A 12,932-nucleotide genomic window follows, 5' to 3' on the forward strand; every position below is an offset into this window, starting at 1 on the left:
CTTTTGCCAATATCGGTATTCTAACAGCCGCTTTGGGGCTTATGCCTGCCGATAGAAAATACATGAAAAAAGTTTTGCTCGTTGTGATTGACGCCCTGGCGGCGCGCGTCGTATTGCCCGCGATGAAGGCAGGGCATCTGCCTTGCTTGCAACGGCTCGCCGAGCGTGGTGTCTTGCGGGAGCGATGTACTTCCATATTTCCCTCGATCACTCCAGCTGCAACCGCGGCGATCGCCACTGGAGTCTATCCGGTCGATCACTTTATCGCGGGTGGATTCTGGTATGATCGGCGGGAAGAGAAGGTAGCCTACTATGGTGATGATTTTTGGGTGGTGGCAAATAAAGGCATCAATCAATTTTTTCATGAATTTCTGGTTGAACTAAATCTCCACCGACTCCATGCGGATACAATCTATCAATGGGTGGAACGTGGTGGCCTCACCGCGGCCGTAATTAATTACATGTGGTTTCGAGGAGATCACACCCATCAGGTGAATCCCCCGCCGATCTTGAGGGTGTTGCCTGGCATTAATCGCGTCGACACGGTTGAGGGGCCACGAATTTTGGCTCTCGCAGATTTTGCTGCTTCACGGTTACCTGGCTCCGATCACAAATTGCGAGCAACAGGTGGTGTAAAACGACGTTTTGGCTTTCATGATGAAACGACTGGGGAGTATTTGCTCTGCTTAGCGGATGCGGAGCCCTTTCCGGATCTTACCGTGGCCTACTTTCCAAATAACGATTTTGTCAGCCACGAAGAATCTCCACAAGTCGCCGAGTCAACCCTCCGCTGCGTCGATTCACAGCTCAGTCAATTTATTGACAAACGAGGCGGCTTGGATCGATTCTTGCAGGAATTTTCGCTGTTGGTGCTAGGTGATCACGCTCAGAGCAACATGGTGCCGAATGTTGATCAGATCGCCATCGATATGTGTCGCTTACTGGCCGACTTCAAGCTCGCGACCCCAGGCAAGCATCCTCAGATTTCGGATGAGTTGGTTATCTGCCCGAACATGCGAGCCTGTCATGTTTACCTCAAGCCTCGAACATGCGAGCTCAGAGATCGAGTGGTAGAGCAATTGCTTTCAGAGCAGAAAATTGATCAAGTTATTTATCGTGATGGCGTGTGGGGTGCCACCGCGCTGGCAAGCAGTGTTGTGGTTGCTCAGAAAGACACCTTTCAAGTTTTAACGCGTGATCGGGGGCGGCTGCGTTTCTCATTGGCGGCTAATGATTCGCTTTCCGCGTTATCGGATGAGTATGGGAATCATTGGGATCTCGACGGGGATCTCAGTTGCATCGATGCTGCGGTGATAGGAGGCAAGATTGTCTATCACGAGTATCCGAACGCTCTGGAACGAATTATGACCAGTTTTTCACATCTTTCCGATGATATTTGGGTGACTGCCCGCGTCGGTTTTGAATTCAAAGTCGTCGAAACGTCGGTGCATGGTGGTGGCTCGCACGGAGCGCTAAATCGCGATGACTCAGAATCAGTCCTGCTGACCAGTGGGGTTCCTGCTAAAATACAGATTCCCAAAAATCCGCGCACAATCGACGTGGCCCCCTTGATACTGAGAATTCTTGGGCTCGACCGTGAAGCCGACCGCTTAATCGCAGAACGTACAGCAGGTCCTGGTGGCTAGTCGACTGCAGAAGTGACGGGGCCGAGACGGTTTGCCGCCCATTTCGCCATTTCGCTTGGTAACGCGTGCCACGGGGTGTGCTCGTTTTGAATTGATTCAAGAAAGCCGCGATAAATTCCTAGCCGTTCTGGCGAGTCTAGATAATCGGGATGGGTCAAAACTAGAGCCATGCCCCCAAAACGACGAATCTCTTCGAGCTTTAGCTGCCAAATTCGATCTGTCGATTCACCGAGTGTTACCAACAGCGTATGGTCCTGGGGCAGCGTGTAGGGCAGTTCAATAAACTTGCCAACTCGAAATGGCCACCAACTCTGTACGCCACCGGGCATCGCTTGAAAGGGATCGATATCGAAGCAGGACGAGTCGTACTTGATATTCAACTGCTGAAGCCAAGAGAGATTGCGATGCACCATTGGGGTGCGAAATCCGACGGTTCCCAATTCTTCGATGGCTTGATTAATCAAAGGGACCCGAGCATCGAAAGTCTTTTTGTTCAAAAATAATTTGCCATCATGGTTGTATCCATGAATGCCAATTTCGTGGCCCCGCTCGCGAAGTGACCGTATCAAGCCCGCGTCAGTCTTGTATTTGTAGGGAACGATATTCCAGCAGGAACGAAAACCCAACGCCTCCTCGATTGCTGCCAAGCGGTCTATTTTTTCCACGCCCTCTTTCGTTTCAACATCATGGGTCAGTACCAACGAAAAAGGTGCAGCATTCGGCCAAACCGGGTGGGTTAAATTGGGCCGTCCAGCCAAATGTGCAAGCAGTCCCGGCGGCAGATACCAGTCCCCGACCGGACTGACGCGACGGTTCCGTACTCGCTGTAAAAGTTGACGCGCGAAAATTGGCAGATAGGAGCGAACGTGATAGAAGAGTTGGAATTGCTTGGATAGTTGAGCCCCTTCCATATCTTCACCCAGCCATTGGCTGAGAGAGGACGCGAAATCGCCGTCGAAGAGAAACTGTGTCTCCAGGTGGCCAACTGGTGGATCACTGGGGGCAAGTGTCATCGTGCTAAAATTCCCCGCACCGCTTCAAACGCCGTGTTCGCGATCGCCATGCGGATCTTCGAGTACTGATTTGTGTAGCGGCCAAAATGAACGAGTTGACCGCCAAACTTACTCTTAAAGTCACGCGGACCGTAAGCTTCATCTGGCCAGCCGGCTCCCCCAAAATCGTAGAGCTGGATGTCATTTTCCGCACACCATTGGAGTTCATCCCAAGTTAGCAAATCAAAGGGGAAAACACCGCGGGGACGCAAGCTGCCACCATACCAGGCAAAAAAACGCCCGCGATAGATTAACCCTATTCCGCCGGCAATGTCCTCGTTCCCAAGGGTTGCTACGCGAATTTGAATCATCTCGGGAGGAAGATTCCTCAATACGGAATGGAATAGCTCAATGGAGGCCAAGGGGACTCTTGACCGCGCATAACTGGCGACGATCAGCGGATAAATCCTCTCAATACCGGGTTGCGATTCCAGCAGGGAAATTCTAACGTCTCTACGTTTCGTCTTGGAGATGCTGTTGCGGGCCGATTTGCTGAGCTTTCGCCAGAGCGTATCGGCATCAACATTCGTGTCGACAATGTAGTTTAGGTAGTCCCGAAATTCGTAGTTGCATTTCTGCAAAGGTTCTTGTTCCAGGCAGGGCGCGCTGATAGCGCGAACTTCCGCAAATAGAGTCCGATAACGCATTTGGCTATCGTGTCGTTGAATCAGCGTTTTTAACGCGGAGCGGCCGCGAGTGTCTGCCGCGCATAAAGGTTCTGCGTAGCAGATCGAACGCGAAGCAACGCGACTGGCCATACCCTCTAACGTCGATACTTTTACCGCAGGGTGTAAGGCGAGTACCTCGCCTCTCTCATCGACTGCGGCGCAAGCCAGATTCTCATGCTTTGGCGTTTCATCAAAAGATCGTAGCATCGAGCTCAAATGAAAAACGGTTCCTTTGGGGTGGTCGTTGACAAATTGATCCCACCGCACCGGATCATCCACAGGTGAGATGATGCGAAACTCACCCGGGCTCATTTGCGACACCATTTTCCGTCGCGAATCACGTGGCAGGTGCAATCGCATTTCCACAAACCCGCATTGTGTAATTTTTGTTTCAGACGATGGGGGATCGCATCCAACAAAATGCCGCGGAGATCGTAGCCAATGTTGCTGACCGATATGGAAACATCTAGTGATCGTACGTGGTGCCACCAACCTCGTGGAATAAAAATCATTTCCCCCGGCTGTAACACAATGCGATGTTTCTCGGCCTCGGAAAATTTGGGAAACCTCTCAGCGTCGTAGTTCTCCAGATCGACCTGACTGATCGTCGTGCCTTGGTCAAACTTTTTGCTCGGATACATGTTGGCCGATTCCGCCGGCGCGACGAGGTGCAGTAATTTGCGCCCCGCAATCTGTGCCAGGATATTATCACCCCAATCGATGTGAAAGCCGGTCACAGTACCAGCGGGGCCGATCCAGCCGACCGTGGAGGACTTTATTTTGTGCTGATCAAGGAGCGTAAAATCAACATCCTTCCTTAACTCGGGGAATTCATCAAAGAGCCGAAATACAGACAGGTAAGCAGTCTTGCCGTCCCCTGCCTTAGATTGCATCAGTTGGCCGACAAAATCCTTGAAGCTCTGTGAGCGAAAACCTGTTTCGCCCTGCATGACATTGCCTTCCTCTAGCAATACCTGCTGGTCGGAAGCCATTTGATGAAAGAACTCAAGACTCCAGCGTCGTCGCGCGCCCCATTCCGACATCATCTGACGCATTAATAGTGGGCGATTTTTCCGAATGTAATGGTGAAGGAAATCCGTTGCGGAGATCTTATCAACGACATCGATTTGGTGGGAGGAATTTTCTGTTTCAGCGGGAGTTTGTACTGGCGACAACATCGGAGTGGCTGGTCGACTGAGGAGTTTGAGTTTCAGAAGGATCAGGGGTGGTAGATTGCTCTTGCTTACCACCCAATAAGCTCACATATAGGCTAACCAAAATATGTTCTTGGTGTGACCAAGCAAGGCTATTTTCAATTTTTTCCCGCCCGAATTGTCCCATTTCTGAAGATAGTTGGGGATCGTCGATGATTTGCTTAATTAAACCTGCCATCTCCGGTGCGTTATTGTCACTGGCGTAGAGCGCCGCCCGGCCGGCGGTGATCCGATTTTCCTTTGTATCGAACGCCACGGTGGGGCGTTTCATCGCCATATATTCCATCGTTTTAATCGTCGTGCAGCTATCGTTGTAGGGATTGCTAGGATCGGGCGTCACGCAAACGTCGAAAGCCGCGATGTAGCGAGGTACCTCCGTGAAATCAACAAATCCCGTGAATTGAATCGAGTCAGTTACGCCTAACTCATCCGCCAATTGGTGCAACGAGGAAATCGCCGGTCCGGAGCCAACGACCACCCCTTTGATCTCTGGGCGACTCTTCCTTAACTCGGCCAGTACTTCCACGAATTTTTCCACCCCATCCTGGATACCGATCACGCCGACGTAGCCGATCACGATGTTGCCGGGAGGGCGAATTCCTGGCATCGGAGCAATGTCAGGCTGAAACATTTCATGGGGGCCATTGCGAACAACAAAGCATCGTTCGGGTGGGGCTCCGCCCCGCTCAATCTGCACGTCTCGCTGGGTACTGTTCGTGGAGATAAGCGCAGTAGCCGTCTTACAGGCAAGTCGCTCAAAACCATGCAACAGCCGATTGATCAGAGCGTTTCCATCGCCTTGGTTCTGGGCTTGGTACAATTCAGGTGATAGGTCGTGTAGGTCGACGACGAACTTCTTGCCGACCAACTTGAAGGGTAACGCGACCAGCGCATTCATGTCGGGCGGACAGTGGACGTGGATTGCGTCAAACCCATGGCGGACGAGTATCCAAGAGGCGAGCGCGAACGCAACCAGCATGCTGTAGCCAAACTCGAGCACGTAGCCGATCACTCCCGGAAATTCCAGCGGCTTCGGGTAACGGTAGACTTTCACGCCCTCCAATTCATCGAAGCGTTTGCTGGAATTTCCAGCGGGGCAGATAACTGTGACGCGAAATCCAGCGCGCTGAAGACCAGTTGCTTCCAAGTATACACGTGTATCGTCCGGATAACTCTCGTTCTCGAGAATCATCAGAATGCGATTATGCGTCGTGGCTGCCGATAATCTCGTGCCGGTCAATTGCGGGGTCACTTGTCGTGTTCCAATTCACTTGGGTCGTTTGGCCGTCGATGCGCTCTCTACTACTCGTGGCGACAGCATGCCTCGCAGCCTCGCGTAGGCCGTTTCCGCGTACCGCATCTTTCGCGGGGCATAGATTTTCCGGTAGCGACCGTAATTTGTCATTCTCGCACCGAATTGAGACTTGAATCGGCCCGGGCCATAGCTTTCACCTTCCCAACCCGCTCCGCCAAAGTCAAATACCTGAAATCCGCCCTCTGAAGCATCGCGGATTACCTCCCATAATATACTAGACATCGCCGCTATGCCTGAAATTCTTAAGGCACCTGCGTACCAGTAAGTGACTTGTTGACCGAAATACAAAAAGAGTCCGCTGGCAACTAAATTCCCTTGATATTCGGCAATAAACATTCGTATTTGTTCCGCCGGTAGCGTTTCGATAGCCGCCCGAAATAAATCGATCGTGACAAGAGGGACCTTTGCATGTGCGTAGCTAGACCGGAAAAGCTGATAGCTATGTTCGAGTTGGTCTAGCGGTTGAACCTCCCGGACGATTACTCCCCGCCGTTCACTTGAGCGAATACCATTGCGACATTTGGCCTCGAGGCCCTTGAATAAAAAGTCTGTTGAATGATTTAAATCGAGTTCGTAATTTAAATACCCCAGCCGTTGGTAGCCACCTGCTTGTAGGCTGTCATCCAGATCCTGGCAACTATGAATGGGGCGAAGTTCGGCGAACAGCGTGCGGCGCCGCATCCAGCGATCGTGGTTCGCTAGCAACTCGCTTATCGCCTGCCTGCCGGCTTCCGTGCCGTCGGAAATTGGCTCCGCGTATAGTATCGCTCTAGCTGATAATGACGTGTCAAAATATTTCAAAGTGTTGATGCGCACCGAGACCAAAACCGCTCGAATTTCGCCCGCTTGGTCGACCGCGCCATGAGCGTGAACCTGATGCCGAGGGGTTCGGCCAAAGGCACGCTGCATGGCGGTGGTGTGAAAAATGTGACCATTTGGGGTCGACGCGACAAATTGATCCCAGTTTGTTAATTGCGAAGCTTGTTGAATTCGGAAAATGGATGTCATTCGAGGACCAGAGGGAGTGTTGATTGCCTGGCGATGGTACTCTTTAAACTGATTAGATTCGTAGTAACGATCTAGTCAATGAATCGCCTTGACCATATTTCAACACTCATTAGTCCCCAAAGTTCCGTGGCATGATCTTGAAAGCCCGTCTCGTGCTCACGCATAAGCCGTTCCACAAATGCTTTATTAAATAATCCTCGCTGGTGGAATTGCGATGAGCAAAGAAGGTCTCGCATGAGTGGATTTGCCTCCTTGCGAAGCCAGTGCTCGATCGGAATGGGAAATCCCTGCTTTTTTCGATCGATGATCTCTACGGGTAAGAGTTTACGGGCGACTTGTTTTAGCAGATACTTGCGCGTCCTCCCCCGCAACTTGTATTGCTCCGGCACCCTCGCGGCAAACTCAACCAGATGATGATCCAGGAGTGGGACCCTCGCCTCAAGAGAGTTCGCCATTGTCAACTTGTCGCCGCGTAAAAGCAAATAATCAGGCAGCCATAGTTTGCTGTCGACATACAGCATGCGATTTAGCGGAGTCTTTGCTTGGCAGCGCTCTAAATGGCTGGCGAATAAATCTGTCGCCCCGGCTTGTAACGCTAGGCTCTGATTGTCAAGCAAGGTTTGTTTGGCGTCATCAGAGAACATTGGAAACCAATTGGCGAAACGCGTGGCCTCATCCTTTCGCGTTAGGGCGCCAATGGCAATCTTCGCGCGTCTTAAACCGGGTAGTTGACCGGTGGCAGCCCTGATCATGTTGCCAAGTGGTGCCGGCAGTTGGGAGAAATAGCGGGAGAATTGTTCTCCAGCATATCTCGCGTATCCGGCAAATAACTCATCACCACCTTCTCCGGTGAGCACCATTTTCACATGCTTGCGAGCCAATTTTGCGACCATGTGAGTGGCCACGGTCGCTTGGTCAGCAATCGGCTGGTCAAGGTGCCAGATAACGTCCTCCGCATGTTTAAGAAAGTCTGCAGCGGTGATTTTTAAAGTATGGTGATGGCAACCAAAGCGGTCGGCAACCTGTTGCGCGTAGGGTAGTTCGTCGGCGAGACCATCTCCGCCGAAACCAACGGAGAAGGTATTTACAGGCTCATCTAACATCTCGGCCATCAAAGCGACAATTATGCTGGAGTCCAGTCCTCCGCTGAGAAAGGCCCCGAAGGGCACATCGCTTCTCAGGCGTATCCGCACCGCATCGCGTAGTTTCTCCAGCAGCAGGTTGGTGTATTCTTCTTCAGAAAATTGCGGAGGCCCGGCTTGAGATACTGACGCGGGATAGCTGAGGTCCCAGTACCGATTGATCTCGGAGCCGCTGGCGGTTAATTTGATATAATGACCGGGCGGTAGGGAGTGGATGTTTTCAAATAGAGTTTGCGGTGCGGGGACGTATTTAAGTGAAAGATATTGGCTGAGTCCCGTTAGATTCATCGCCGCGGTGACGCGTGGATGGGCCAGTATCGCTTTGATCTCTGAGCCAAACACAAACGTCTCGCCCGTCTGGGAATAATACAAAGGCTTGACGCCTAAGCGATCCCTGGCGATAAACAACTCTCGCTTTTCGCGGTCCCAAATTGCAAAGGCAAACATTCCTCGCAGGCGTTCCAAGGCAGCCGCGCCCAATTCCTCATACAGATGTACGATGACCTCCGTATCGCTCTCTGTTTTAAGCTGGTGTCCGCGCTGTAATAATTCCTTGCGTAGCTCACGATAATTGTAGATCTCTCCATTGAAAACTACCGTGTAGCGGCCAGTTTCATTGCTAATCGGTTGGCTGCCGTCAGATAACGCAATAATGCTCAGACGACGCATGCCCATGGACAGCTCACCGTCATGAAGCCGTCCTTCTTCATCGGGCCCACGATGGAAAATTGCCGTCAACATTCCGCTGAGAATGTGGTCAGGATCCTCGCTTGGGGAAGTTCTATAAAAGCCGGCGATGCCGCACATAATATTAACTAATTAGCGTTGTGATTTAGATGGATAGGCTGCGTGAGGACCCGCTGATACAGATTGAGGATTTTTTTGGCGACAGATTCTAGGTCGAGACCCCGGTCAAAAATCGCTCGTCGCCCCTCCGACCTGCGGCCCGTCTTGAGGACTTCGGCGAGGGAGTGGCCAAATTGGTTGGCATCGCGCTCGCCACATTGACAGCCGGGGACATCCAGCAACTGTTGGTGCACATCTCCAACGGGGACACCCACGATTGGCAAATCGCAGGCAAGCCCTTCCTTTACCACGTTGGGAGATCCTTCAATTAGCGAGGTCATCGCCATCGCGTCGCAGGCGTTCATGTAAAGGGAGACTTGATCGGGTGGGACATTCCAAAGTGGGATAAGATCCAGGGGCCCGTCAAGCTGACGGGCGGCAACGTCGACGGCTGCCACGGCAAATTGATAGCCTTTGCGTGGGTTGTCAGGATTGCCGGGAAATAAAACCCGCAGTCGATCGGGATCAAAACCCAACAGCATGCAAGCTTCCCGCCGGGCGCAAGGCCGAAACAACTGAGTATCGACTCCGTTGGGAATCACATTCACTTTGAGAGGTGCCAACACCTCCGCCATCTGTGCGCTTTTAACGATAACTTCGGCAACTTGATTCGCCAGTATTCTGTTGAGGCGGACCATTTGACGGCTTAACCATTCGAGCTGGCCAGCCTCGTTTTTGGGTGTCCCCAGCAAATCGTCTCCCATGAATGACATTACAATGGGTGGACGTCGCCGAGTTAGCAGCGGACCAAGTTTGGCAAGCCATCCGCAGTATCCGAAGTGCGCATGGATAAGATCGGCTTGTTGTGCCAATCGGCGAATGCGAGGAAGGACTTGCAGGTACTTGAGCTTGGGGATCCCCGCCATATCAACCGTGTTGATTTCAAGACCCATTTTACCCAGTGATTCAATCTGGCGAGCGGTCGGTGCCATGCTGCCTGGTGATTCAGCGCGCGGAAGCTCCGGGCAAATCATTAAGACTCGCATGCTTGCTCCTTTTGCCGGACATCGTTCAGCGAGGGCGTTTCTCCGGATTGATATTCGCGGTGCCAAGCAGCGAAAGTCAGCAACAGCCAAATGCGATTAGCATGGTCGACACTTCCTTCTTGGTGTTCGGCGAGTATCCGCTGAACAGCCTGAGGGCGGCAGATTTCCCCTGGCAGGTAACCTCCGCTCCCCAGGTAGTCATGGACGAGATCCTTGAGTTCGCCTCGAAACCATGCCCGCAGGGGGACGCTGAATCCCTGTTTGCCTTTCTTTAAGACCGAGGCGGGTAGTTTGTCTTTTAAGGACTCGCGAAGTAGGTATTTTCCCCGCCCGCCACGGATTTTATACCGTGTCGGCACTTGCGCGGCCAATTCCACGACATGATGATCGAGCAGGGGCGAACGTACCTCAAGTGAATGTGCCATGCTCATGCGGTCAACCTTGACCAGAATGTCGTCGAGCATATAGCTCTTGATGTCAATCTCAGTGAGCCGGCCAATCAGATCGCCGTCGGATTTAAGCAACTGCCAAAGCGGATCTGGGAGATATTGCTCTCCGAGGAAATCACACGAATTCCAAAGTTCGTCCGGTAGTAACTCTTGCAACTGAGAGGTCTGCCAAACAGATGTCTTTTCCCGATAGGCTTCCCTGAACGGCAAGGCGCTGTCACGAAATATCTTCGCGAACCTCTGTGCTTGATAACGACGATCACTGGTAAGATGGTCGGCTATCCACTGCATCGTCCCTGGCAGAATCTTGCCACCGATTATGTCAGGCAATAACTGTCGATATCGCTTGGCGAATAGTGCTCCGCGGTAAGAAGAGTAGCCAGCAAATAATTCATCACCCCCGTCACCACTGAGGATGACCGTTACGTATTCCCGAGCCAACTTGGAAATATGGAAGGTGGGAATGGCTGAGGCGTCCCCGAAGGGCTCATCGCAGTGGTGTACGACCGCCCGTAACGTGGATTCGAATGAGCGTCTCATGTCTTGCTCGCTCAACCGCAAGACATGATGCTCGGTGCGGAAATGATCCGCGACCGCTTGGGCGTCCGCCGATTCGTCCCATTCGGGGCGATCAAATCCAACCGTAAAGGTTTTTAGTGGACTGAGGCCAGCCTGGTGACAGAGCGCAACGACGCCGCTGGAGTCTAAACCGCCACTCAGAAATACGCCCAGCGGCACTTCGCTCTCCAGGCGAACCTTAACAGCCTCGGCCAGTGTCGCGCTGAGTCTCTCTTTCCACTCTCCTAAACTCACGTCGTGTTGAGGAGCAAAGCTCAGTTCCCAATAGGGCTGCTGTCTGACTTTACCATTTTCCAGCACGGCGTAATGTCCTGCTGGTAAGCGTTCAACTTGCTGATAAATGGTAGCGGGCTGGCAGATGTAAGCAAACTGAAAAAATTGCCCTACTTTGCGGTAGTCAGGAGTGGCCAATTCTCGATCCGCGGCAATCAGCGATTTGATTTCTGAAGCGAAATAGATAGCTGCTCCGCGCTGCGCGAGGAACAGTGGTTTCTTACCCAACCGGTCGCGAGCGACCAAAACCCTGTTTTCTTTCTCATCCCAAATCGCCAGCGCAAACATCCCTCTCAAGCGGCTCACGAAACTCTCACCGTATTCTTCATAAAGGTGAACAATGACTTCGGTATCAGAGCTCGTCGAAAATTGATGGCCGAGTGCGACTAAGTCAGCCCTCAAGTCGTGGTGGTTATAGATCTCTCCATTGCAAACGACGTGAATGTCTTTCGTCTCGTTGCTGATTGGTTGATGCCCTCCCTGAACATCGATGATGCTCAAACGTCGCATCCCGATTCCCGTTCCCGCGCCGCAGCATACGCCAGCATCATCGGGGCCGCGGTGAATGATCGCGGTCGTCATTCGCAGCAGGGTAGCCTCGGTTGCTTCTCGATTGGTCGGTGCGGTCGCGACGCCTACTATTCCACACATGTGTGCACACCTCTCGCCGCGGCATAAACCTGGACTGTTGCCTGGGCCACGCGACTGGGGCTGGCCCGCTCTGTCAAATGGCGTTTTCCGGCTTGCCCCATCGCACGCCTTCGCTCGGGATCATTCAATAAATTGATAATTGCAGAGGCCAGCGCCGAAGGGTCTTTCGGCGGGACCAGCAGGCCCGTTTCCTGATCAATTATGCACTCCGATAATGCGCCGACGTCTGTGGCTACCACTGGTTTGCTATGGTTGTATGCCACGGGAACCACGCCACTCTGCGTTGCTTCGTGATAAGGTAACACAACTAAGGCTGCTTCTCGGAAAAAGCAATCTCGCTCCTCGTCGCTGATCCAACGATGATGGATCTCAAAGCGATCCCGATGGGTCATTAGGCGTTCATATTTGGAGAAATCGTCGCCAGCTCCCGCGATAACGATTTTTACATCGGGAATCTCGGCGGTAATCAGTGGTTCAGCCATGATCAATGTCTCCAGTCCCTTATAATCCCAAATGCGGCCAAAGAAGAGTACTGTATTTGAGGGGGCCGCTGTTGTGATCTTCGGTTCTGCATTTACTTCAGCACCAATTTGCAATCCCATGGCGACGTGAGGAATGACATGAATATTTGCTGCCGGATGCCCAAATAGCCTTTCCACGTCTTTCGCCAGACTCTGGCCATGCACGATGACGTGGTTCGCGCGACGAAATCCAAAGTCCATTACCCACTGGGGTGTTTTCTGGGAATCTCGATCGCCGGCGTGATGTCTGGGGTCGTGGATTGTCAGCACCAGTGGATATTTTTTTCGAAGTTCAGGAATCGCGAAGTTGAACCACAAGTGGCCCTGCTGTAAGTGGACCACATCGGGAGAGAAACTATCAATCGATCGCACTAGATTTCTAACAGAATGCCACTGTCGTAGTGGTTGTCGCATTCTTGGCTTGTCGAAAAGTGCCAGTTCAAGTTGTTTTGAAATCGGATAATCTTCCGAGATGCTGTTGGGCATTAGCAACATGACTTGGTGCTCTTCAGCTAGCGCGTTTGCATGAAGAATGCTGTATTCCTCGAAATCATACGTGATCCAAGCAATTTTCATGTGGCC

The 12,932-nt window shown here is 52.2% G+C and carries 10 protein-coding genes; 1 reads left to right on the plus strand and 9 read right to left on the minus strand.

What is annotated here, in order from left to right:
- The first annotated feature begins 62 nt into the window (after positions 1–62).
- On the plus strand, positions 63–1,646 hold the full coding sequence (locus SH139x_RS04810) for an alkaline phosphatase family protein (protein WP_488354151.1): 1,584 nt from the start codon (positions 63–65) through the stop codon (positions 1,644–1,646).
- Here the strand turns inward: SH139x_RS04810 and SH139x_RS04815 are convergent.
- From SH139x_RS04815 to SH139x_RS04855, 9 genes are all read right to left on the minus strand, one after another.
- Positions 1,643–2,659, minus strand: coding sequence for a polysaccharide deacetylase family protein (locus tag SH139x_RS04815; protein ID WP_488354152.1), 1,017 nt, complete (start codon positions 2,657–2,659; stop codon positions 1,643–1,645). The genes SH139x_RS04810 and SH139x_RS04815 overlap by 4 nt on opposite strands.
- On the minus strand, positions 2,656–3,726 hold the full coding sequence (locus SH139x_RS04820; protein WP_488354153.1) for a GNAT family N-acetyltransferase: 1,071 nt from the start codon (positions 3,724–3,726) through the stop codon (positions 2,656–2,658). Before SH139x_RS04820 ends, SH139x_RS04815 begins: the two co-directional genes overlap by 4 nt.
- A complete protein-coding gene (locus tag SH139x_RS04825) occupies positions 3,675–4,544 on the minus strand; it encodes a cupin-like domain-containing protein (protein WP_488354154.1) in 870 nt (289 codons plus the stop codon). Before SH139x_RS04825 ends, SH139x_RS04820 begins: the two co-directional genes overlap by 52 nt.
- Complete coding sequence (locus SH139x_RS04830; RefSeq protein ID WP_488354155.1) at positions 4,516–5,832, minus strand: glycosyltransferase family 4 protein; 1,317 nt, start codon at positions 5,830–5,832, stop codon at positions 4,516–4,518. The genes SH139x_RS04825 and SH139x_RS04830 overlap by 29 nt, the downstream gene beginning before the upstream one ends.
- 15 nt (positions 5,833–5,847) lie before the next feature.
- Positions 5,848–6,903, minus strand: coding sequence for a lipid II:glycine glycyltransferase FemX (locus SH139x_RS04835; protein WP_488354156.1), 1,056 nt, complete (start codon positions 6,901–6,903; stop codon positions 5,848–5,850).
- A 71-nt stretch (positions 6,904–6,974) separates the two neighbouring features.
- A complete protein-coding gene (gene asnB / locus SH139x_RS04840) occupies positions 6,975–8,852 on the minus strand; it encodes an asparagine synthase (glutamine-hydrolyzing) (RefSeq protein ID WP_488354157.1) in 1,878 nt (625 codons plus the stop codon).
- An 8-nt stretch (positions 8,853–8,860) separates the two neighbouring features.
- Positions 8,861–9,877, minus strand: coding sequence for a glycosyltransferase (locus SH139x_RS04845; RefSeq protein ID WP_488354158.1), 1,017 nt, complete (start codon positions 9,875–9,877; stop codon positions 8,861–8,863).
- On the minus strand, positions 9,865–11,829 hold the full coding sequence (asnB, locus tag SH139x_RS04850; protein ID WP_488354159.1) for an asparagine synthase (glutamine-hydrolyzing): 1,965 nt from the start codon (positions 11,827–11,829) through the stop codon (positions 9,865–9,867). The genes SH139x_RS04845 and asnB (SH139x_RS04850) overlap by 13 nt, the downstream gene beginning before the upstream one ends.
- Complete coding sequence (locus tag SH139x_RS04855; protein ID WP_488354160.1) at positions 11,817–12,926, minus strand: glycosyltransferase family 4 protein; 1,110 nt, start codon at positions 12,924–12,926, stop codon at positions 11,817–11,819. Before SH139x_RS04855 ends, asnB (SH139x_RS04850) begins: the two co-directional genes overlap by 13 nt.
- Positions 12,927–12,932: the final 6 nt, after the last annotated feature.

Source organism: Kothea flammea (assembly GCF_052161645.1).
In the GTDB taxonomy this organism is placed as follows: domain Bacteria; phylum Planctomycetota; class Planctomycetia; order Pirellulales; family Pirellulaceae; genus Laterigemmans.